Consider the following 22,915-nt stretch of genomic DNA (forward strand, 5'->3'; position numbering starts at 1 on the left):
TAAAAAAACGAACCACTGGGGGGACCGTAACCGATAGCGGCCGTTCAGATTACGCGTAGGTCCCATTAAGCCAAGGTTGAGAAATTTAAGCGAGACCTCATGTCCTCGGTTGGCTCATCCTGTGAAACACGCTGTTTTCTGACGTCGGTAGGGTAAATGGTGATGGTGATAGTCGGGACAATTCTGCCCTACAAAGCCATCGTCCCCTAATTAATGGGAGACCGCTTTTGAGCAACTGCCGGTGGGGTAAGAAGTTTGATCTCCATTGGATCCCTATGGGGTTTTAGATGGTTGTCAGCGTTTTTGCCTTTTTTCTCTCCTCCTATAATGAGCCGAAAGGCTTATAAAAACCATAGTCTTTGCATTTTTTTGGGGAATAACGAGGGTTATTCGGATATTTTATACATGATTCCTCGTAATCCATGCTGCAACCGATCATTCTTAGAAAGAGGGAAGTTAGATTATGGTTCCTTATTCTAGCGGCTGAGTGGGCAACTCGATTGGGTGTCATGAAGCATAAATGTATCAATGGGTCGATCATAGCGATGATGAATTTTCCAGAGTTCAACTCACAACTATTATATGGAAGGATGGCAATTCGGGGATGTTCGTCTGGCTAAATATCGTACACAAGCTCTATCCCCGCTACACTTACACTTGTTTCTGAAGGAATGCAAATAACACTCCAAATACATAGCCGTCAACACCTTTAATATAATAACCCTGGGCAAGAGTTCATTGAAGATCTTCTTAGCATGGCCTAGATTTTTTGGCCACACGGGCAAACCAAGTTAACCTTGTAGAAAATACTCGGGATTCAATTGGTCTATTGCAAGGTGTAAATCGATAACACCATAGATTGATTTTACTGCTTCAAACCTGGCATCTTTAAAATTTGAAGGAAAGTAAAAGCGGTTAAATCCTACAAGTTTCATCTCCAGAACAACCAATGATTTTTGAGGCACCGAAATTCCTGGACATTTCCCCCCCTGTTCTCTTTCGAGGGAGTACCCGCATGTGCCAGAGCCAGGGTTACATCTGTCTGATCTGTTCTGTCATAGAATGCAAAACATGATTGCGGCTATCTCTTTAGAGGCCCCAGCGCTGCCCCTCATCCATCAGTTAATCGCTGACAACCGAATGCCAAATCTCGCGGCTCTTCAACGAGAAGGCGAGGTCGTCAGCCTCGACCCCCCATTTCTCGATGGAGCAGTTTACGCCACCCTCTATACAGGTCAGCATCTGTCAGAGCACGGCATTTATTCCCTGTTTACCTGGTCTGCTCCCGAGCAAAGGCTTCGACTGTCTCACGAACTCCTATCAGATGAGACTCTTTTTCAACGCCTGGACCGAGCAGGCAAACGAGTCCTTGCCATCGATCCACCCGAACATCCCATACAAGATCTGACCAATGGTACTGTGGTGAGTGGATGTCAGTTTCGATCTCGCGTCCACTTGGCTAAGTGGGCGCGTCCTCCGAGCTTGGGCAAGGAACTCTTAAAACATCTTGGCAAGACGCCTAGAGGTGAGGAGACCTTTGGTCAACCATCGCAGCACCATCTCCTCCACCTGCGGAAAATTCTCCTGCAGGCGCCTAGCCGCCTAGCAAGCGTGGTTGAACGATTGATGGAAGAGAGGGCTCCCGATGTCCTCTGGTTGCACATGGCTGCGATCCACCTTGCGGGTCATCAGCTTTGGGATCCAGCGTCCGTCGACGTCATCGGGCACTCACCAACAGGATCGGCTCTGCTGAAGGAATCCTTAATTGACGTATATCTGGCAGCCGACGCAGCACTCGGTCGAATCATAAAAATTCTGCCAGACAATGCAGATCTTCTTGTGTTCTGGGCTAAGGGAATGGGTCCGGAAACATGTCGGTCCGATCTTTTTCCCGAAATGTTGGACCGGATTCTGACCCCTCCCTCCGCGGTCTGCACATCATCAGGAAATGATATTTTGACGAAACTGCGTGCGATTGTCCCCACCTCGCTTCGATCTAAAGTTGCAGATGCCTTACCGGATTCACTTTCGCTCCAACTCACAGCTCGATTGGGGACGATCGGGAAAGACTGGAAAGCGGTACGGGCCTTTTCGCTACCTTCAGATGGCCCTGGATTGGTTCGGCTCAACATCCGCGGGCGTGAGCGGAATGGGATTGTCACCGAATCCGAAGCAAAAGTGCTCTGCGACGAGATCGCCAAGGGCCTCCGAACCTTTAGCGACATCGATGGGAAAGAGTGCATCGCAGGCATTGAACGACCCGGAGACCATTTACCTCCGGGGCAGAAACTAGATAGGCTTCCCGATCTGGTTATCCGATGGACTGGTGAACCATCTACTAACCTGCGTGGCGTGGCTTCCCCGGTGTACGGCACAATTTTGCGCGGAGGTGCGGGATCAGGACGGTCGGGAAACCACATACCAGGCGCCGGCGCAATCATCGTCCCACGATCGGGAACGTATCACGCAATCAATGGCCGAAACCCACATCTGGTTGATCTGAGTGCGACGGTCTGTGCAGCAGCGGACGTGCCCCACAAGGACCTTCCCGGCCAGTCACTTCTCGCATATCGATGAGAACATGGAGTGATGGAGATCCAACCGAATCACCCAGCTCAACCCAAAGTAAAAACAGTTTCCTAGAGTGAATCTCCACCCAGCAAGCTAGTGGGCATCTTTCATTTGTATTATCCCATCACATTTCCGCATTTCTTCCCTCAGCAAGCTGAGGGGTATCCTGTCCTGTTCTTATGAAAAGAATAAAGATATTGTTTGTCTATCTTGGTTTTTACCGGGATGCCGGAGCGGAACAAACTCCCCTGGGCCTTGCCGAGGAACTTGATCGGAAGCGCTTCAGTTTCGAGATGGTGACCCTGATGCCGACCACCTCCACAATCGGCGCTGCGATGCAGGCAACCGGTTGCACCATTCACGAGCTCGGACTTGGCATTCCCCGTCTCACAGACCCGATCGGCATCATCAAGGTTATCAAAGCCTTGTATCAGACCTTTCGCCGGCTCAGACCCGACATTGTTCAGACGCAATCGGGGTTTTGCAACGTGTGGGCCCGTTTGGCGGCCAAATTGGCGCATGTTCCCGTCATCATCGCGACTTTGAATTTTGGTGGGGAGCCAAAACCGCGATGGTTTCTGCGGCCGGTTATGCGGGCCATGCATCACTGGTTGTCGAGGAGCACCACCGCCTACGTCTGTGTCGCTGAGCATTTGGTGAAGGAACAGTTACAGCCCTACGAATGGGATCGTGCTGAAATCATCGATGGCTTTTTCGACCTGCATCGTTTTCTTGCGGGCCGCACCGATTTGCCGGAAATCCGGGCGCTAACCGATCCCGCGCATCCAGTACTCGGCATTGTCGCAAGGCTCGAATACGATAAGGGGCATAGGGTGGCGATCACGGCCATGCGGAAAATCGTCGATGCGATACCCGGCGCTCAACTCAAGATCATCGGTGCGGGCAGCTTGGAACGAGAACTCAGGGATCAAGTTGTGGCACTGCGACTCATGGAACACGTCGAGTTTACCGGTCACCAGACTCAGATTTGTGAGATCATGTCCACTCTGGACCTGTTATTGATCCCTTCATACAACGAAGCGTTTGCTAGGGTCGCGTTGGAGTCGATTGCCGCCGGGGTACCGTTATTGGGGAGCCGCAGCGGTGCATTCCCCCGAATTCTTGACAACGGGAAATACGGGGAGTTGGTGCCCCCCGCCGATCCTGACGTGTTATCAGAGGCGGCCCTCAAGATTATCGCTAACCCGGCCCCAGCATTGGTGAGGTTGAAGGAAGCTCGAGCGACTGTGCTCAAGCGATTTACCAAAGAGGAAAGTGCCAGGCGTTACGCTCGTCTGTATCTGCGTTTAGCTGAAAATTTTGAGGGGAAAATTAAAGACACTTCTAGTAAATAATCATTTCCTGGCTCAAGTGGTTGGCCCTATTGCAGACCAACGGTAAAATGATGGCACCCGTCACCATTTTCTGCAGTAATGCATTATCCAGATAAAAGGCCTTGAACGTGCTGGCCTCTGGCCTTTTCAAGTCAGTTATTCGAGTTATTTTGAATGGCACACGGACCTTGGGATGGAGAACGACTGGAATTAGACCAACCGGGTTTCACGAAAGTTCTATGTTAACGTATGTCATCTCTATTGCTGGGGGAAAGAGAGTAATGGACGAGACCCGCAACTCAGCCCTGAGCGTAAAGAGGCTCATGCCGGAGGTGCACAACACACTCCTCAGGGAGGAAGGTCTGGGAAATGCTTATGTAACGAGATCGACCCCAATCCTGGTTTCTTCTGAAGATTTCTTTTAAAAATATGGAACATGAGTTGATTTCTAAACGGTCACGCTACCTCTTGATACAAATCCATACTCATAGGTGATTCTGATCTATCGGCTCAGAGATTGGTCCCTCCCACTTCCCTCATTGATCCTCCTTTCCCTGTTTCGATAAAAAACTATATCTTATTTATTCACGTGGATTTTTACCCTTATGATGCTCTTTTATTTTAGGAATTGAGACCAAAACATCCCGGTAGTTTCGGCTAGAATGAAAAAAATTAAAGTATTGTATGCCTATCTTGGTTTTTACCGCGATGCCGGTGGGGAACACTCTCCGTTGGGCCTTGCCGAGGAACTTGATCCCGAACGCTTCAGTTTTGAGATGGTGACTTTGATGCCAACCACCTCTACAATCGGCGTTGCGGTACAAGCAACCGGTTGCACCATCCATGAGCTCGGACTTGGCATTCCCCGCCTCACGGAACCACTCGGCATTCTCAAGGTTATCAAAGCTTTTTATCAGACCTTCCGCAGAATTCAACCGGACATTGTTCAAACACAATCAGGCTTTTGCAACGTCTGGGCTCGCCTGGCAGCCAAATTAGCGGGCGTGCCCGTCATTATCATGACGGTGAATTTTGATGAACCAAAACCCCGATGGTTTCTGCGGCCGCTAATGGGTGCTGTGCACTACTGGTTGGCAACGAGCACGAACGCCTACGTCTGTATCGCCGAACATTTGATAAAGGAACAGTTGCGGCCCTACGAATGGGGTCGTGCCGAAATCATTGACCAATTTTTCGATCTAAACCGCTTTCTGGCGGGCCGCACTAGTTTGCCGGAAATCCGAGCCCTAACCGATCCCGCCCATCCAGTACTCGGCATTATCGGACGGCTCGAATACGAAAAAGGGCATAAGGTGGCAATCGCTGCCATGCGGAATATCATCGATGCGATACCCGGCGCTCGCCTTCAGATCGTCGGTGCCGGCAGCTTGGAACAAGAACTCAGAAATCAAGTCCTGGCATTGGGGCTCTCCGACCACGTCGAATTCTCTGGTCACCGAACTCAGATTTGCGAGATCATGTCCCATATGGACCTGGTGGTGATCCCTTCATACAATGAGGCATTCGGTTTAGTGGTGTTAGAGTCGATTGTGGCCGGGGTACCCTTATTGGGAAGTCGTAGCGGTGCATTCCCAAGAATTCTCGACCATGGCAAATACGGTACCTTGATCGACCCATCCGATCCTGACGCCTTGGCAGAAGCTGCCATCGATATGATCCGTAACCCGGCCCCAGCATTGGTGAGGTTAAAGGAAGCTCGAGCGACTGTTCTCAAGCGATATACCAAAGAGGAAAGCGCCCGCCGACACGCTCGCCTATATATGCGTTTAACCGAAAATTCTTAGGTAAAATTGCGAAAAAAATTCCATTAAGTAATAATTGTCTGGTCTGGGGGTAGGATTTAAGAGGTAAAGCATTCAAATTCGATCTTTTGTATAACAAAGCAACTGGAGGTATACACATGCTTGATAATGAATGCTCTGGAACTGGCCACAATTCCGAGCCTGTGGTTAGTGTGCTGATTGTGGCCGACCATGACACAGATCGCCATGCAGAACTCGCGGATCTCCGCAGTTGCCTTCAAGCACTTGCCGCACAGAAAGTGGACGAACCCGTCGAGTTTCTGCTTGTCGAAACGGAAGAGCGTGCCCGAAAGCTTCCACCCGACTTGCTGGCCGAGTTACCTGGCCTAAAGGTGATCGGAGTGCCCAAAGATGCTACTTACGAGCAGAAGAACGCTGGCGCTCAGGCTGCTCAGGGTAAAATTATCGCTCTCTTGGATGCGGACTGCATTCCGGTTCCTGGCTGGCTCAAGTCACTGATCACCACATTTCAGTCCCACCCTCAATATGTTGCAGTGAGCGGCCGCACCATGTATGAAGGCAAAACCGCCACCGAACGATGCCTTTCAGTCTTATCCCGCGGCTTTCTCGACCCAGGGAAAGAAGGCCCAACCCGTTTCATTTCCAATAACAACTCCGGTTTTCTCAGAAAGGTTTACGAACGGTTCCCGCTCCCGGAAAATGAAGGCCCTTATGCAGCGCAACTACAATCTGCTGCCATCATGCGGGACGGAGGCCGTTTTCTCTTTCAGCCAGCCATGACTGTGATACACGACTTCGAGGGCTGGTCCATGGAACGCGATATTCGGTGCCATATCGGCTGGGCCACTATCCGAATCCGTCAGCTTGATCCTGGATTACGATTCAGCTGGCTCCTACGGCTCGGACAGGGTTCAATTCCTTTATTTTACATAGGTAGAGTTCTTGAGAGCTTGGGGACGTGTTTTCGAGTCGGCCAACAATACGGTCTGCGGCTGACCGACTATCCAGTCGCAGTGGCACTCACGCTTTGGATACATTTCCTCGAAATCAATGGCATGCTGTTAGCATTCCGTCACCAGCGAGTAGACAAAACGAAATATCGCTGACCATTATGGCCAAGCTTTTCATTGCCTCGCTGGTTGATCCGGCTTCGCACCCGGGTGGTGCAGGAACCTACACTCGCGGACTCCTTGCCGCCCTGGGGAGTAGCCACGTGGTCAATTTGGCAGCTCCTCTTCACCCGCCCCCCGGCCCATGGTATCGGTCGCGCCAAATAATGTCGTTGGCCCGGTCCTACATTTCTGAGCTTCCAGCATTGACATTATTTACACGTCAACCCGAGTTTAAGCTGAGAATTCGCAAAATCGCGCGATCCCAGCATTTCGATGCGGCATTGATCAACGGCGGTGACATGTTATGGGCCATCAAGGAATTACCGCCGGAAATCCCCACAGTGCTCATCGCGCATAATCTCGAGCACCAGGTGCTGACTCAAAAACTGGCCAACTACCCATTCCTTTCACATGTCCTCAAACGGGAAATTATCAAGCAACGTCGTTATGAGATCGAGGGGTTTCGTCGCTCCCGAGGGGTTATATTTCTTTCGGCGGCTGAAATGGCTTGGGGTTGTAACCAGGTCCCAGGACTGCGCGCTCTTCATGTTCCGCCGATGTTTACCGATCCTCCTATAGTCCGCCAGCCGAAGCCCAACGGCCATCTACGGCTTGGATTCCTTGCCGATTTCGCATGGTGGCCCAATCGCCAAAGTTGGAAGTGGCTAATGGATAAGATACTTCCCAAGGTGTGCCGCCCAATCACGGTTCACGTTTTTGGGCGACAGAGTGACCAGATACCCACTCGTGGCAGAGTTATTTCCCATGGCTTTGTCCAAAATCTAAGGGAGGTATGGGAACAGGTTGATATCATGGTTTGTCCTATTCACGAAGGTGCCGGCGTGAATATCAAGCTTGCGGAGAGTCTATATAATCGAATGCCAGTTCTCGCGACCACCCTGGCAGTACGCGGCCTCGAATGCCCATCCGGACCTGGCCTGACAATTATGGATAGTGCTGATGAATGGGTTGCCTTCTTAAGTTCCTCCCAGGCTGATCTGCTGGCCGCCGAAGTCCCATCTGAGGAATTAAGCCGACAATTTTCTCCCGACCGCTATAGGGAAAAGCTGGAAAATTTCCTCACGGAGGTAATCCGAGGCAACCCGAGGTGAAGGACCTTTAAAATTGGAACCTTTTCGAATGTACCCGCACACGGAGGGGAGAATCTCAAACCAATCAAGACACCCTGACAGATCTTCTCACTTAAGATTACAATCAAACCCTTATAAGATTATTGCCGACCTCTTTCCCCTGCTTAGCCCATGCAGCTGAAAGCTTGAAGAGCAGAAAGTGGCGTGCTCTGCCACGGAACACATTTAACGTTCCCCTAGAAGAGCCTTGATTCATTCTCCCTCGATTGGCCTTTGAACCGAACTCACATTTACTTCTGTTGTTCGATAGGTACGGTTCTTCGTCTTAAAAACGAACGGGTGAGTGCAATTTCGTCGTAACTGAATTCCCGCAAGACCAGATATGCCAGAATAATCACCACTCCGATTACCCCAATCTTTATCACGAGCAGAAGTCCCGCGGTTGGCCACATCACTGCCATGGTATAGGCTAGTACGCTGATGACGGCGCTACGCCACAACGTACCAATTGGCGGGGAAATTGCCCAAAGCCGATAGATCGCAAACACGGAAGCCAAGGCACCAATTCCCTGACACAGTGCTGTCACCATGGCAGCGCCCAGGGCATCGAATCTTGGGATCATCACCAAGTTCCCGATCACTACCAGCAAGACCAGCGGGATACTTAAATACAAGGTGAATAGTGGAGCACCTGAAGCCGTCGCAATGACCACGGCTACTGAGACCATCACAAATGCGATGGCTCCCATAATCAACACCCCCAGTATTGGACCAGCAAGCTCGAAAGACTGGCCAAAGACTAATGTAACAATCTCAGGAGCAGCGCCCGCGACGAGAGCTCCAAACGGGAATAACCCCACCACCATTCTCATTGCACCAAATCCCATGCTTTTTGCCTGATCAGTTTTCCCCTCAAAAAGCAGACGGCTCACCGTCGAGAGTAACAGCGGGGAAAAAGATGCCCCAAACAGACCGGGAATAATCGACAAATTCTGGGCCGCACCATAGACTCCTGCCTGCTCCAGGGTTCCGCCAAGGATTTTCAGCATAACCAAGCCCATGCTGGAAAAAATTAGGAACAATATGGATGAGACACACAGGAGGATACCGAAGTCATAAAATGGGCGTATGGGAATGACAATTTTGCCAAAGAAGGGAGGCCTGACATATCGACGGGTGATAGCGAGTTCGACCAGGGCCGCCCCAAGACTTCCCAGTATAGCGCCAGAAACAGACAGGCCCATTTCAACCAGCAACAGAATCAACAGCAGCCTGGCAATCCAACGGTAGGCATTAGTCACGGCTTTCTGCCGAAAACTACCAATTCCCACGAGGATGCTCTGGTGGGCTTGAGTCAGGCTACTGATTGGGATGTGGAGAGAATAGAGGGCGAGATAGGGCGCAAGCAACGGTTCGTCGAGGAGCCAGGCGAGAGGAAATGACAGCAGTCCTAGTAACACCCCTCCGCCAACCCCTGCTACAAATTGCAACCGTATGAGGGTGCTACCAACTGGCAGCCAGTTTTTCGCTTCCCCAATAAACTTAATCGCCGGACGAGCAAAAAATGAGTTGATCCCGAGCTCCACCCATCCAAACAACGTTGCAGAGAGGACCAATAAGCCATAACCATCCGTACCGAGTCGTCGGGTGAGGAACCCGGCGGTAATGAGGCCCGTAAGGGGAAACAGGAGCCCGGCGAGAAAGACTCGGACTGTCCCATCAACAAGATGACGGCCTGGTTGGGACGACAAGGGACTCACTGGGAAAACTCTGGTTGGTGTTCCACATACAGGGCTAATGCTTCCCCGATTCGGCGATGAACCGCAGGGGAAGGATGCCGGTCAAACCGACTTGCCATATACTCTTCAGTGGTAAATTCTTTACTTATGTTTGATAAATCAAGATGCCTGATACCGTCTTGTCGCAGTTTGTCAGGAAGAGGACCCCAGGCCTTTTCTTCCATTCGTGGAAGGAGCGCAATCAAGGGGAAAAGTCCATAGTGAATTGCTGTCTCCTTGAACTGTCGAATGTAACGGTAGGAGTCGGGAATTTCGCCGCGTGAAAGCAGTGGGTGAGGGTATTGAGGTGGAGAAACCCACCGTGACCCTATATCCCGGAGTACATACAGAAGGCGGATGCCTCTTAAGGCCGCTCCAACCGGAGAATCAAGAAGACTGGCAATTTTTTGACCAACCAGATAACCGGTTGAGTCTATGGTGGGGGTCCGGTCGAGATTCAGATCAGGCGGAATAATAGCCATCACAACCAGATCCGGTCGAATATCTACCATACGGTGTTGAAGCATGGCGGCCATCTCTTTGACGCTATAGGCCGATACACCAAAATTAAACACCTTCACGGTCAAGAGATTCTGGTGTTGATTCAGCACATGTTCCAGAACTTCGGTGAACGTTTCCTCAGTGGGAACACCCTCCCCAAACGTAACGGAATCACCCACGATTGCAATACGATATTCCTGTGGTTGTTTGGTACCATAAACCATTCCGGAGACTTTCGAACGTAATCCCAGGCTATCCGTGTTAATGAAAACAAGACCCCGGGCTCTGGCCTGCATAAGATTAGGTTTATGTATATAGGGAATGTCTTCGCTCGGTTCAAACGAGGTATAGATCGGATCATGAATATGATGCTCCGAATATCCCCAGACCCTGACCCCGATTTCCAGGAGGGAGACGGTCACGAGGAACAGGTAACCAGCATACAAAAGAGCTCTCTTCAATCTTTTTGGCATCGATGCTTCTTTCTTACCTAGACCAACCGATGCAGAGAATGGATCTGGGCATTCTGCATTTTTGCGTTGTTCTTTGATCATGCCAATCACATTAATTCTGGCTTGAGTAAACGTGCAACTTAGTATTCATGCCTGGTCAGGGGGCAGGCCTGGATTGAACGCACGTTTGCCTGAAAATAGAGTAACCATCCGAGCCCGCAATTTATGAGGCATGAGCCAGATTCCCCAAAACAATACGACATTCAGGACAGACAGTTTTCCATGCTGGTAGGCGTGTCGAAGAAGCAACAACGACTCCAATCGATTTCCTTCCTTCACGGCATTTGCACTCAGCCAGGTCATGAGGAACGACGCGTAGGCCCTCTTGGTGACCAAATCCTTATTCTGGTTAATCCAAGCAAGTGAAAAACGCCAATCCGTCTTGCTACTGACCGTGCTGCGGTTATCATCCTTGTGCCAAATGGCTAGTGGGGAAGAACCGGGGACAAATTGGACACCAACATCATGTCGCCTGGTTGCCCGGAGGACCCAATCAATATCGTCATGTCTCTGACTTTCCTTTCTAAATGGAACAATCTTTAAAAGGGCTGTCGCGGTAAATATGGTGGAAGTTTGTAAGTTTCCTTCCCCTCCGAAAATCTTCGTCCGGAAAAACAGGTATTCGCTCATAGGCTCGTTCGGCTTAGGGAGTCTGGTCGGCCATACCAAATCCCCCATTTCATGACGCACAATTAGGCGACATCCGATAATCGGATATCGATGCGGGGACTGTTCCGCTACTCGAAGCTGGCTGAGAAGCTTTTGGGACAGCCATTCATCGTCATCATCAAGGAACGCTACCCATTGACCTCGTGCTTCCTTGACTCCCTCATTGCGAGCCTCCGCAGAGCCATGAGTGTGGGGCAGAACTTTGACTCGTAACCGGGAATCCTTTATTTCACCAAGAGACTCTACCGTTAGGTCATCGGGACCGTCGACGACAACAATCACCTCAAAAGCTTCGTGGGTCTGGCCCAACGCACTGCGTACGGCTCGCACCACTAAATCGGGGCGATGCCGGGTAGGAATCACGCACGATATCAACGGGACTACCTCAGGCATCACGCTCCCTCAGGCACATTCCTCATGTGTATCCGCAACATGATCCCGTTTCGTGGACGCAAAGTCATATGAGGCTTCGGCACAACCGTCTGCCCAGGTACTAACGTGAGAGTGAACCGCTGAGCGATAGATGCCAGAGCCAACATGCATTCCATTTTGGCGAAAGCTTCCCCGATACAGACCCGGATACCTCCTCCAAAGGGAAAATACGTGAATTTAGGCCGTGCTTTTATGGCATGTTCGGTAAAACGTTCCGGGTCAAAGCGTTCCGGATTTGGCCAATACCGGACATTCCGATGCATGACATACTGACAGAGGTATAGTTTTGAACCCGCAGGAATGGTGAACCCGCTTGGAAGGACAGCATCTTGTCGAGCCATGCGGATAAAAATCCAGGTCGGAGGATAGAGACGCATCGATTCAGCTAAGATCATTCCGGTATAACGAAGCTTAGACAAATCATCAGCACCAGGAACACTACCGCCTAGCACTTCGCGAAGTTCCTCGTGGAATCTGGCTTCCACGTCCGGATGCTGAGAGAGCAGATACCAGGTCCAGGTTAAGGCTTCCCCGACAGTTTCATAACCTGCACTGAAAAGTGTCAAAAATTCGTCACGGATTTGCTTGTCGGTCATTCCAGTTCCATCTTCGTATTTGGTATGCATAAGCAGGGACAACAAATCGTGAGACGGCTCAGGGGCCCCGCGGCGCATGTCAATCTCCCGGGTAATGGTATCATCGATTCGCTTCATCGCCTGCTGATATTCATGCCATAACATTGGAGGAAAAATTTCAGAAAATGGGAGCAGTGAAAATTGCACATGTTCAACATACTGCTTCCTGAGGGTGATGGCGCTGGCTAACGCGCCGGAAGGATCATCAAAGCGACGACCAAAGACCGTCTTGATAATATTGTCTTGTGCCAGTTCCATCATGTCCTGCCCGATATTGAGCTCGGTGCCGTTTTTCCATTCGGCAATCATCTTTTCAACACCACTGGTTATGGTCTCCGCAAAGGCGTTAATAGATGTTCTATAGAACACCGGTTGCATCATCATTCGCTGCCTGAGGTGGGCCGATCCCAGACTGGTCAGCAAACCTTCGCCGGATAACCGCTTTCCTTTTGGACTGGTTAGGCGTGGCCCCTTGTCAAAATTGTCGGAATTGGTCACCAACACATGTTTAATGTCTTCAGGATTGTTTAGCAGGAAGGTGGTCTCTCCAATTTTAAGTTTCACCACATCCCCATACTCAGACGCGCAACGTGAGAGAAACCCGAGTCTGTCCCAAAGAAAACCAGGGATATGGCCGAGAATAGGATACCCCTTAGGACCGGAAGGTTCCTTTCGTGATTTATCGTTGATCATAAAATGGTGCTTCCTGCCAACTTAAATCTTTTTTTCTTACCTATCTCTTGGATAAGTTGCAGGTAGCGTTCCAGATATTTTTCTTGGGAATACCATTGCTCATACCCTACACGCGCCCGTTGTCCAAGAGTCTTACAAAGCTGGAAGTCATTTCCCAGCAAAGTAAGGGCGTCATGCAACTCTTCAGGGGAGTGATACACCACTCCCCCGCCTGTCTTATCAACGGCTTCACGACTCCCACCGGCATGATGGACGATGGCCGGCGTGCCATGGGCAAAGGCTTCCAGTATGGTTAAGGGGAACACCTCCGGAGCGAGCGAGGGGAGAACCAGGGCGGTTGCCTTTTGATACCAAGGACTGATTTGTTCCTGAGAAAGAGGGCCTAGGAACTGAATGTGACGGTGCTCGGCATATTGCCGTTGGAGCGTGAGCAATAAGTCTCCACCTCCAATAACCACGAGATCGTATTCGCTGAAACTCACAAATTCTTTCAAAAGTATAGCAATGCCTTTCGAAGCCGTGACTCGTCCCACATACAGAAAACATCCGCGCTCTTGTAGGGAAGCGGAAGCGGTATTGTTCAATTTCGGATCTAATCTGGAAAAGGTTGGCAAGACATGGATTGGTAGTGTTTGTCCAAGGTTTTTATGGCGATCTGCCGTGTATTGGCTCGGCGATAAGAATGCGTCTACATTGGCTAAACTTCGCTCTATGACACCGGTGTATCGCCAGAATTGTGGGGGAATGCCTGACCGGAGACAACAACGGATACACTGCGGTGAATCACACTCTTTGGTATCGTTTTTCCAGAAGATATGCATCGGACACAAAAGCCAGTGTTCATGCAAGGTATACAGGTTTACAGCCGCTTTGCTCATGCCCAATATTCCTGGTCCACCTACCAGTGAAATATTATGAAAATTCACCACATCGAACTCACGGTCAAAAATGGCTCTGAGTTCTTGTGCCTTTGGACCAGGCTGACCTGTCTGTTGGGTGATGATGGGAGAGAGCAATCTCATTGAACTGTGCAAACGATGGACTATAATTCCGTCATTCGTTTCAGATTTTTCCAGTGACGCCTTTTGCTGCAGACGGTAGGCATCTTCGCAGTGCACCACTTCGACATGGTGTCCTTCCGAGACCAATGCACGAGCGAGGGACTGCACAAAGATGGCATCGCCTCCAAAATGGTAGGGCGGATAAAATGTGGTGACCATGCAAAAGCGCATTGACGATTATTTCCGTGGTTCCTTGGAGTTTCCGGCTTCTCTGGGAGCCTCCTCTGTTCGAGCCAATCTTTCATGGCGAATGCTTGGAAATGACAGGAAAAATGGTTGAGCGGCTTGCCATAAAAACCCTGCCAGATTCGCCACCTGCCACAACCCCAACAAACCGGTCATGCGGAGTGGCTTCTTCCCTGAGAGCGCACGGCGGAATACCGAGGCATAGAACCGTGGATCAGGTTTCAAAAGACTAGGACCGCATCGTGCTCGCGTGCGATGAAACTGATATGCCCCACGCCCATAGGAAAAGTGTTGCCGACAGAATGCCGTCAAGGTGAGTTGGTGATAATGATGGACAATGGCCTTGGTAGTATACACAAGGGGGTATCCTTGCCGTATCCACCGGTCACAAAATTCGCGATCTTCGGAAGTACGAAAGGATGAATCGAACCCACCGATTTTGTGAAAGAGCCTTGTAGAAACCGCCATATTGTTCGACGCGAAAAACCTGAGGCCACTATCTCTGCGGAGGAAATATGCATAGGCCTCATCGATAATCATTTGGCTGGCGATCGAAAAAATATTGTCGACCAGCCCATTGACGGTTCCCCCACCGACAAGTCCCGTTGGAGCATCATTACAGGATCGGGCCAGTTCCCTTAACCACTGTTGGGTGGGGACACAGTCATCGTCCGTAAAAGCCAGAATGTCTCCCTGTGCATGCTGCGCCCCCATATTGCGAGCTGAAGCCGGACCGGCATTGAATTGACGCAGACAGGTGATACTTTTCAGATTGGACCCATCCATCTTGTGCACTTCGACGGGATCCAGGCTCCCATCATCCACGATAATGATTTCGAAACGATCATGTGGATAGTCGAGCCGTCCACAGGCCTGTAAGCAGGCAGCAAGTTGCTTCGGCCTATTGTAGGTCGGAATCACGATCGAAAAAATAGGTGCATCAGTCATCTTTATGACGGTTCAGAAGTTTTTAGTTTATACGACCAATTGAATCAGTCCGGAGTGACGCGGTTGCATCAGATATGAGATCAACGATCTGGCTTACCGATCGTTCCATTGTTACGTCCTGAGTAATCAATCCATGAGCCCGTTGGCTGATTGAAGCACGCATCTCATCATGAGCCAAGTAGTACCGAATCTTTTCAGGCATCTCCTCTATCGAGGCACTGATAAAATGCTGTCCCGGCACAAAAGGGGCTGGGAGATAGATCGGTTCGGATATGACCAGCGCCTTATTTGCCATCCCCAGGATCAAGCGGAGGTCGGGAAACTCTCCAGGTGTTCTGGACAGGTTAAGAAGTATTTTTGTTCGATTCAGCAATTCAGTCCTATCTTTCCCCCAACAACCTTGATTAGCATAACTTCCTACTGCATGTATCCGAATTCCGTTTTTCCCCAGGCGCTTCAAGAGTCGATTCCGGCGGGGGACATCCTGGGCTCCAAGGAACAGCACATCGATATCCCTGGGCAGATCCAAGTCCTGTCCACATGAAGGCTCGTATCCCAGTGGAACCCAATCGGCCACAACCCCTCGCTCAGATAGAAACTCCCTGCGTCCTAATGTAGCAGCCACAAGGATATCCGGAAGCCCATTCCTCACCCAACGACGCAACACAAGATAGTTCGTGTAGACATCCGTGGCTTCGGAACTACGAAGGATGAACTTTGCCGTTTCCCACCAGTTCAATCGCGGCCATGGCAAGCCAGCCGCGCTGGGAGGCGGGAGAGGTTCGGTGTGCCAGATTATGATCAGAGGCCTTTGCGCTCGATTGATGGCGGTGAGTTGCGCAAAGAGTCCAGGATACCAATTCGTATTTCCCCAGACCCAAAGGACACTATCGGGTGCAAGATCCAATGGCCCATCTTTGATCTGCCTTACCTGATGCCCGGCCTTTTCAAGAATGGAAACCACGACACGAGGGGGAGTCCCATATCTCGCAGTAAAACCCCGATAGCAGAACGTGATGGCAAGTTTCTGGCCGACCCGTTGTTTCGAAGCCATCATCTGGATAATTCTCAGTTCGCACCGGCATGGCCACAAGATAAGGATTGGCACGTGGCATGGTTGTTCATTGAAGCATTCCTTCTAAAACCTAAATATCATAAGAAAAGGCCCTTCACACATGCAGTAATGGGCTACGACGTTTTCTCGGATGTTTTCAGAATTTCGAAAGGAACTGGCTGCCCGGCTGCGTGACCTGATCCAGGGGCATTCGCGAAGATTTCTTTGGAATAAGGTGCCATATAATCTGCGAATATCCATGTAGTAGGCAATGAATCAGCTTGTTAAACTGACCAACCCTTCGTACTTCAATATCTAGCTATCTCTTGGCAACCGTCACCGCTTTTCCCGTGGCTGCGGACTCCATCGCGGCCAAGGCAACAGCTAAGGCACGTCGTCCATCTTCTAAACCGCATTCCATCCGGCCACCCCCACGGACTGAGCCGATAAAATGTCGCCATTCTTCTATGTAAGACCGGCGCCATTCTCCGCCCTGCCGATTCGTGGCGATCGCCTCGGGGAATTCGTTGACAAATTTCCTCAATCCTCTAATTCGGGCTTGGATATTTCCCGAATTTTCGGATGTGGTGGAAGTTTGCAACCCGTCAAAACGATAAAAGTCGATCCATAGTGATCCATTTCGTCCATAAATCTCCATACTGTTCGTTTGAGTTGCACATTCGGAGAATGTCGCCGAAGCAAGGGCGCCGCAACCCAAGCGAGCGGTAACCGTCGCCGATTCATCCTCCCAGGTTCCCGACCGGCTGTGTGCACTGATTTCCTCCACCTCCTCATCTAAAACATACTTCCAGAGATCGAAATGGTGCATCGCCATCTCAAGCAGAACCCCCCCGCCTGAGATTCGTCTCTTTCTCCAATCGGGGAGATCTTTATTGTAATTCGTCAACAGATTGCTGCGAACAATTTCAAGGGGCCCAACAGCACCTTGCTGAAACAGAGTCCTGGCCTGTCGGGTTAATCGATGCCAACGGGTGTTAAAGCCCAACATGATTTGAAGAGGTAACCCGGCAGCCCGATCAATAAGTCGATCACATTCCTCCAGGGTCAAGCTCAGTGGTTTCTCGATAAAGAGGTGCTTGCCAGCATCCAATGCTGCGAGAGCAATCTCCACATGGAACTCCACCGGGGCACAAATGGCGATCGCCTCAATTGTCGGGTTATCAAGCAAGGCTCGATAGTCAGAAACACACTGTTCTACCGCGAGTTGGAGGGAGGCGCGGTGAAGTGCCTCTGGATTGGGATCGGCCAAAGCCACTACCTTTGCACCAGGTACAAATTGTAATGCCGGCAGGTGAAGCATCGTCGTGGCCCGCCCACAACCGACCATTCCTATTCTGACAGGCAGCTTTTCATCCAATTTCATAAATTCTCCACACTGTTTTAAAATCCCAGTATTTCCAATCGATCCTGCTCTCGAATGTGTTTGAACCGATCAACCTCAAATCTGGCTACCTTGTCCAGGGCATTACCTGTCCCTAACGCATAGCCAACCATTTGGCCCGTTCCATCAATCACCAACCCAATTATCAAGGCAGGAAGACAGGACAGAAATCGAATCTTTAAGTCCTGAGAAGGGAGTCCCGTCCAAATTCGCCACAGCCGGACAATTGGAATAAGCGGCGACCCCAGAGCAAACATGATGCGCCATGACAAAGGCTTTTGCCGGGCTCTGGCTCCGGCGAAGAGACGTCCGTTATAGAACTGAGCTGGGACCCATGAGGACCATAAAGAAAAATTTGTATGGGCGACGCTCGCCGTCGACTCCATATGCAATCGATGCCCCTTTTCACGAAGATCCCAGTGGAGGACCGTTTCCGCTTCCATCATGGCATCCAGTTGTTCGCCATAGCCGAGCAAAATTTCTCGTTTGTAACTGGTATTGTGCCCTGGCAAAAATTCCGCTTCCCTGGAAGGAGCAGGGGTCAGCCAGGGACCGTAGCCAATGAACAGATCGGCCCAACTCACAGCAGTATTGGGATTGGCATTTCTGACGCCAGGGCCCACGGCAGCCCAGGGGCCCTTATGCGCGGCAAGGAGGTTCTCCGCCCATTGCGGATCAGGGAAACAATGGTCCTCAGCCAATGCCACAATCGGGGCTGCCGCTTGACGAATACCCGCGGCGTTTGCCTGCCCAATGGACTGAAATTTCTTGATCTCGACCACCTGATAACAGGCAAACTCATTCAACTGATCCAGCTCCTGGTCCAACAGCATTTTCGAAGGCGCCACAATCACTAATTCCAATGACGAGCGGGCGGTTTGAGAGAGAAGATGCGAAACGGTTTTTCGGATTGTGCCATACCCCGCTGGAGTTGCCAGAATCACGGAAAGACGCGGAGTCTTTTCCTGGTCCATAGCACGTGTAGGAACTTTTGATTCGTTCACTTTATTCACCTTCGCCTTTTTTCATGAGCCTTTATAAAGGATGCCACCCAAAACCGTTCTGAACCCGAATGATCCCCCTTCGCCTGTCTACACAAGTATTCTAAATAATGGAAGTGTCAAAAAATATCTCCGGGCCGGGCACGCGCAGACAGACGTTAAGTATCCCAGACCACCTACGGAGGACCTCATCCCCTTAGCACACCGTCAAGATCCACGCGCCACTCAAGCCAACCTCTTTGCAAAGTATGGTTGCGCCAGAGCCGCCACAAGAGCACCAGGGACCCAACCCCGAGTATAGAGCTCTACCCCGGCGGCGACGAGCTTTCCGCGCAGCGACGGATGGGCAGCGGTTCGCTGGATATCCTCAAAGCGTTGTCTCGCAAACGGTTCGGCGATTTCGCGCGGCGATACCTGCCGGAGCCTCGCCTCCTTCAGCAACCAGACGACTCGATCGCCGAGATAACGATCCATGGTCGAGACGATCTGCTCCCTTTTTATCGAGGCGAAGGCCATCGTACTACCAAGTATCCCACCACAGTTGGCGACGAAATCGGGAAGATACACCAGTCCCCGTTCAAACAGAATTTTCTCGGCTTCGGCCGTCACTGGGTTGTTGGCTCCGGGGCAGATAAGGCGCGCGAGCACTCGAGGAGCATTGTCAATATGGAGACTATGATGAGTCGCACAAGGGCAGAGCAGATCCACGGGCAACTCAAACAATTGAGCGCAGGAAATACGTTCGGCATCTGGATAATAATCTACGACACGGCTGCCGTGCTGTTCGGCGAGTTGGTTGAGCTGTTTCACATTCAGACCATGCGGGTTCGTAATCGCTCCCCTCTCGGTAGAGATTGCCACCACCTTGACGTTGGCTTGGTCCAACAGGCTGGCCAGGGCATTCCCCACCTTGCCGAAGCCTTCAATGGCTACCGTACAGCGAGGGAGCGTCAAGCCGAGATGCTGCATCGCCCGTTTGGCACTGATGAACACGGTCGCGGCGGTATATTGCCCCGATTGCGTATCGCGCAATTCCCCCCAATTGAGCTTCACTCCAACCGCATTGAGCATCGCATGGATATCTGTGTCATTCGTACCCATATCAGGGCCAGGGATAAAGATGCGGTTGATCAGAAGCGGAGCAATCGCTCGCCCAAACGCTTCCAAGTGCTGCCGGCGTTCGGCGAGCGGGGCCTCAGGGTTGAAGCGCACGCCTGCCTTCGCGCCACCCTGTGGTTGTCTTAAAAAGCCGCACTTGAGCGTCATGGTACGGGCCAGACCACGCACTTCTGCTTCGCTCACATTGGTAGACATACGAAGCCCCCCTCGCGAGATGCCACATACGGTCGAATCAACGACGACGTATCCCAAGACTTCGGAACCTCGAGCGACCGTGCAGACGAGTTGGTTGTCATCCCTCAACTCTGGATGCACATCCACGCAGTCACCTACCCTGAGTAATGAGGCCATCGGCAATCCCTTTCAAAACTTCAATATTCGAACAACCATGAAGTGGCCGGTGAGATGGCATGCGGGATATCTTGATAAGTGCTGAACCCTGCTCACGCAAAAACCGTTTGGGCGCTTCTTGACCGCGGCTTATGAGATAAGTTCCAAACTTCATATTTAAAGAAATCATTAAAGACAAGACATTGGCATAAGAGGATCTTTTCATTCGTTCGCAGCACCTACTAACCGAGCTATTGCCTGTTTAGCAGGTACCCAATAGCGCCGGACACGATTGTGGTTTAGGACTTTTTTGCATGGAGGAATAACAGCTCCCAGTTCATGCGACATGCGTGGCTTTCGAGATCATAGCCCAGGTGCTTTCGGATACCCTCTACTACCTGGGCAAAGTCTGCTTTATCGATCCCGAACAACAGTTGGGAAAAACGTCCCATGGCCTGGGAAGAATCAAACTCCCAGTGAAAAGGGATCAACGAAGACTCCCTCATAGTAAATCCCCATCGTTCGATCTCACCTTGAGTTTCGGCGGAGATATAAGTCCCTTTGTGTCCCATTGTATTGTGTTCGTTGACAAAACCGTCCAAGAATTCGGAAACGGGCGACCTCGCTTGCACGTCGGCAATGGTAAGCGTCCCTCCCTTTTTTAACATTCGATAGGCCTCTGAAAAGAACCGGTCCTTTTCATTGACATGGTGCAATGCCGCGAGGCTGATAATTTTATTGACAGCCCCGGTCTCGACAGGAATATCCTCCAGAGTTGAAAGCAACACGTGAGGCATGCCATTCGCTCTGCAGAGATCGGCAAAAACCTCTGAGGTTTCGATATGGCAAAGAGTCGAGGTCTGGTCCACGAAGTGCCTTAAGTATCCTCCGCCGGAAGGAATATCACAAACGATATCTCCGTCTTTTATGTCCGCCATACGGACAATATGAAGGAATTCTTCTGCACGAGCGGTCGGGTACAGGGTCATTGCTTGATGGTAGAGATGGCCTCGTTTCTTGAAAATTGCGCGATAATCCGAAAACATCATCACCTCGTATTCTTTTTGCCCGCCTCGGAATTTCCATGCGCTTTCGGCGATGTCGGCTGATTCCCACCTAACGTCGATAGAATTCGTTCAAAATCGCAGAACTCCGTCCCACCAACATAAGGTATCCCGCCTCTATCCTGTCCAGAAAGCACACCCACCTCCTGTGAACCATATCCGGTTGGCAACGCCACAAAGAGTCGCTGCAGCCCTGCCATCCACAACGAGCGATGCATCATAGACGCTTGGTCCGCGTGGGGTACGCCATTGAGCCTAATGCCGGTCAGCCCAGCCAGGTAACCGTGGTTTCTGAAAATCAAGGGCACGTCAGCAAGGAAGTCGAGGACCTGCTCATTCGGTCGCTCCCACCGGACCAGATAATCATAGGGAGTCTGGTGCTCATCCATGAGCTGGACTCCCCACTTCTTCTTGAAGTGAAGAAGTCCGTCATTGAGAATCGGCGGGGTGCCACCAAAGTCAATGCTTGCACATCCAGCCTCTTGAGCGCACTGAATTTCGAAAATGTAGAGCGCCGCAAGGGCACCCTGCTTCATCAGCGTGAGGTCCCCCCCAGCTGTGCCCAAAGCCACTCCACGGAAGACGTCACCCTGCTGCTCAAACAGCGCAGCGGCAATGCGATGGTCGCCCCGCCGCAGCCAGATGAGTCCCCCACGACGGAACTTTCGACGGAGCTGATGCACGTTATGGATCACGGCAAATTCTCCGTGCCGCTTCTGGACGAAGGGAAGATACATCAATGAGTAAAACGACTCGCAGTCTGCCTCTCTATGTGAGACCTCCATCGTGAAACCCTCACGCCGGAGCGTGCCCAAATCTTCCTTTACGCTGCGGCTGGCATGCGCAAGCTTGTCAAAATCGACCGGTAGCAGAAGTCGGCAGCCGATGCTTTCGGGAACCACAAGGAAACCGTCTTCAAAAAAGAGGCGGGCAGAGACACGATCGACGCGCGCGACAATAATGTCTGCATTGACAGCCAAACGTTTTAGGAATGAAGGAAGGGCCCATATAGGCACGGCTCCAACGACCTCTCGCCGAGGCGCACATGCAAAGAAGCGACGCGGCAGGTAATCGGCCCAGGGTTGAAGCCCGGCCACTATGATGGTTCCCGATCGCTCGGAATGTCTGGTTGGCCCTCGCAGAATAGCGACAGGAATGCGAAGCGCAACCCATGGCAAGACCCATGGGGCCCATCTCTTAGCTGCATCGTCCAAGGCGGCTGGAGCATGCTCATAGAGCCACCATGCCCAGTCGTTGAAGCGGGGAAAATTTTGGGTAGCCATGCCCATTTCCAGAGACTCACTACTCAGATGACCAACCTCAAGCAAATAAGGGGGACGTCACCGGCGAATATTTCGTTCCTGCTCTATAAACCGAAAATAATGCCCGCTGCATTTTTTTGGATTTTCAACCATAAAACATGTAGGCCATCTCGGTTATTGGTAATGGGTGGATGACCGGAGGAACTCATCCTCTCGTCAATCGTTTCAGATGTCTCCGCTTCCTGATGCTTAATACGGATCCAAAATGAACCGTTCTTTCTCATCAATATGGTACAACGCAGCAAGACTGAAACCATTCACAGAGATCAGCGCACACTTCGGACATTTCGATATGAATGAGAGTCGCCGCTCGATG

Annotated in this window: 17 protein-coding genes; 5 read left to right on the forward strand and 12 right to left on the reverse strand. The window is 51.1% G+C overall.

The features are described from left to right. Nucleotides 1-1,071 precede the first annotated feature (1,071 nt). From PQG83_RS15195 to PQG83_RS15215, 5 genes are all read left to right on the forward strand, one after another. Nucleotides 1,072-2,577, forward strand: a complete 1,506-nt coding sequence (locus PQG83_RS15195) for an alkaline phosphatase family protein (protein WP_312742773.1) — start codon at nt 1,072-1,074, stop codon at nt 2,575-2,577. 191 nt (nt 2,578-2,768) lie between these two features. Further along, on the forward strand, nt 2,769-3,926 hold the full coding sequence (locus tag PQG83_RS15200; RefSeq protein WP_312742775.1) for a glycosyltransferase: 1,158 nt from the start codon (nt 2,769-2,771) through the stop codon (nt 3,924-3,926). Nucleotides 3,927-4,567: 641 nt separating this feature from the next. Further along, the gene (locus PQG83_RS15205; protein ID WP_312742777.1) at nt 4,568-5,710 is read left to right on the forward strand and encodes a glycosyltransferase family 4 protein; all 1,143 of its coding nucleotides are present in this window, start codon (nt 4,568-4,570) and stop codon (nt 5,708-5,710) included. A gap of 116 nt (nt 5,711-5,826) precedes the next feature. Beyond that, nucleotides 5,827-6,795 (forward strand): glycosyltransferase family 2 protein, encoded by a 969-nt coding sequence (locus PQG83_RS15210; protein WP_312742780.1) that lies wholly within the window; start codon nt 5,827-5,829, stop codon nt 6,793-6,795. A gap of 5 nt (nt 6,796-6,800) precedes the next feature. Next, entirely contained in the window at nt 6,801-7,913 is a 1,113-nt protein-coding gene (locus PQG83_RS15215) for a glycosyltransferase (protein WP_312742783.1), read from the forward strand. Between the two features lie 269 nt (nt 7,914-8,182). On the opposite strand, the gene PQG83_RS15220 is transcribed toward PQG83_RS15215, so the two are convergent. The 12 genes from PQG83_RS15220 to PQG83_RS15275 all read right to left on the reverse strand — a co-directional run bounded on the left by PQG83_RS15220 (nt 8,183) and on the right by PQG83_RS15275 (nt 22,560). Next, the gene (locus tag PQG83_RS15220; RefSeq protein WP_312742786.1) at nt 8,183-9,643 is read right to left on the reverse strand and encodes a lipopolysaccharide biosynthesis protein; all 1,461 of its coding nucleotides are present in this window, start codon (nt 9,641-9,643) and stop codon (nt 8,183-8,185) included. 5 nt (nt 9,644-9,648) lie between these two features. After that, on the reverse strand, nt 9,649-10,644 hold the full coding sequence (locus PQG83_RS15225; RefSeq protein WP_312742788.1) for an SGNH/GDSL hydrolase family protein: 996 nt from the start codon (nt 10,642-10,644) through the stop codon (nt 9,649-9,651). A 126-nt stretch (nt 10,645-10,770) separates the two neighbouring features. Continuing rightward, nucleotides 10,771-11,745 carry a glycosyltransferase family 2 protein gene (locus PQG83_RS15230; protein ID WP_312742791.1) on the reverse strand — a complete coding sequence of 325 codons (975 nt, stop codon included), beginning with the start codon at nt 11,743-11,745 and terminating at the stop codon, nt 10,771-10,773. Continuing rightward, entirely contained in the window at nt 11,745-13,112 is a 1,368-nt protein-coding gene (locus PQG83_RS15235; RefSeq protein ID WP_312742793.1) for a cytochrome P450, read from the reverse strand. The genes PQG83_RS15230 and PQG83_RS15235 overlap by 1 nt, the downstream gene beginning before the upstream one ends. After that, entirely contained in the window at nt 13,109-14,332 is a 1,224-nt protein-coding gene (locus PQG83_RS15240; RefSeq protein WP_312742795.1) for a glycosyltransferase family 4 protein, read from the reverse strand. Before PQG83_RS15240 ends, PQG83_RS15235 begins: the two co-directional genes overlap by 4 nt. Before the next feature lie 18 nt (nt 14,333-14,350). Then, nucleotides 14,351-15,307, reverse strand: coding sequence for a glycosyltransferase family 2 protein (locus PQG83_RS15245; protein ID WP_312742798.1), 957 nt, complete (start codon nt 15,305-15,307; stop codon nt 14,351-14,353). A 22-nt stretch (nt 15,308-15,329) separates the two neighbouring features. Beyond that, nucleotides 15,330-16,364: a glycosyltransferase family protein gene (locus PQG83_RS15250; protein WP_312742801.1), complete on the reverse strand. Its 1,035-nt coding sequence runs from the start codon at nt 16,362-16,364 to the stop codon at nt 15,330-15,332. A 316-nt stretch (nt 16,365-16,680) separates the two neighbouring features. After that, nucleotides 16,681-17,745: a Gfo/Idh/MocA family oxidoreductase gene (locus PQG83_RS15255; RefSeq protein WP_312742802.1), complete on the reverse strand. Its 1,065-nt coding sequence runs from the start codon at nt 17,743-17,745 to the stop codon at nt 16,681-16,683. Nucleotides 17,746-17,762: 17 nt separating this feature from the next. Continuing rightward, nucleotides 17,763-18,767 (reverse strand): glycosyltransferase family 2 protein, encoded by a 1,005-nt coding sequence (locus PQG83_RS15260; protein WP_312742803.1) that lies wholly within the window; start codon nt 18,765-18,767, stop codon nt 17,763-17,765. Nucleotides 18,768-18,989: 222 nt separating this feature from the next. Beyond that, on the reverse strand, nt 18,990-20,234 hold the full coding sequence (locus tag PQG83_RS15265; protein ID WP_312742806.1) for a Glu/Leu/Phe/Val family dehydrogenase: 1,245 nt from the start codon (nt 20,232-20,234) through the stop codon (nt 18,990-18,992). Nucleotides 20,235-20,512: 278 nt separating this feature from the next. Continuing rightward, nucleotides 20,513-21,262, reverse strand: coding sequence for a class I SAM-dependent methyltransferase (locus PQG83_RS15270; RefSeq protein ID WP_312742809.1), 750 nt, complete (start codon nt 21,260-21,262; stop codon nt 20,513-20,515). Further along, nucleotides 21,262-22,560, reverse strand: a complete 1,299-nt coding sequence (locus tag PQG83_RS15275; RefSeq protein WP_312742812.1) for a hypothetical protein — start codon at nt 22,558-22,560, stop codon at nt 21,262-21,264. The genes PQG83_RS15270 and PQG83_RS15275 overlap by 1 nt, the downstream gene beginning before the upstream one ends. Nucleotides 22,561-22,915: the final 355 nt, after the last annotated feature.

It is taken from the genome of Candidatus Nitrospira neomarina (genome assembly GCF_032051675.1).
Lineage (GTDB): Bacteria > Nitrospirota > Nitrospiria > Nitrospirales > UBA8639 > Nitrospira_E > Nitrospira_E neomarina.

Excerpts from the sequence above, each read along its gene's own strand:
- PQG83_RS15240 (WP_312742795.1), bottom strand. The coding sequence starts at position 14,332 with ATGGTCACCACATTTTATCCGCCCTACCATTTTGGAGGCGATGCCATC.
- PQG83_RS15270 (WP_312742809.1), bottom strand. The coding sequence starts at position 21,262 with ATGATGTTTTCGGATTATCGCGCAATTTTCAAGAAACGAGGCCATCTC.
- PQG83_RS15255 (WP_312742802.1), bottom strand. The coding sequence starts at position 17,745 with ATGAAATTGGATGAAAAGCTGCCTGTCAGAATAGGAATGGTCGGTTGT.
- PQG83_RS15215 (WP_312742783.1), top strand. The coding sequence starts at position 6,801 with ATGGCCAAGCTTTTCATTGCCTCGCTGGTTGATCCGGCTTCGCACCCG.
- PQG83_RS15195 (WP_312742773.1), top strand. The coding sequence starts at position 1,072 with ATGATTGCGGCTATCTCTTTAGAGGCCCCAGCGCTGCCCCTCATCCAT.
- PQG83_RS15235 (WP_312742793.1), bottom strand. The coding sequence starts at position 13,112 with ATGATCAACGATAAATCACGAAAGGAACCTTCCGGTCCTAAGGGGTAT.
- PQG83_RS15225 (WP_312742788.1), bottom strand. The coding sequence starts at position 10,644 with ATGCCAAAAAGATTGAAGAGAGCTCTTTTGTATGCTGGTTACCTGTTC.
- PQG83_RS15245 (WP_312742798.1), bottom strand. The coding sequence starts at position 15,307 with ATGACTGATGCACCTATTTTTTCGATCGTGATTCCGACCTACAATAGG.
- PQG83_RS15250 (WP_312742801.1), bottom strand. The coding sequence starts at position 16,364 with ATGATGGCTTCGAAACAACGGGTCGGCCAGAAACTTGCCATCACGTTC.
- PQG83_RS15210 (WP_312742780.1), top strand. The coding sequence starts at position 5,827 with ATGCTTGATAATGAATGCTCTGGAACTGGCCACAATTCCGAGCCTGTG.
- PQG83_RS15265 (WP_312742806.1), bottom strand. The coding sequence starts at position 20,234 with ATGGCCTCATTACTCAGGGTAGGTGACTGCGTGGATGTGCATCCAGAG.
- PQG83_RS15275 (WP_312742812.1), bottom strand. The coding sequence starts at position 22,560 with ATGGCTACCCAAAATTTTCCCCGCTTCAACGACTGGGCATGGTGGCTC.
- PQG83_RS15230 (WP_312742791.1), bottom strand. The coding sequence starts at position 11,745 with ATGCCTGAGGTAGTCCCGTTGATATCGTGCGTGATTCCTACCCGGCAT.
- PQG83_RS15205 (WP_312742777.1), top strand. The coding sequence starts at position 4,568 with ATGAAAAAAATTAAAGTATTGTATGCCTATCTTGGTTTTTACCGCGAT.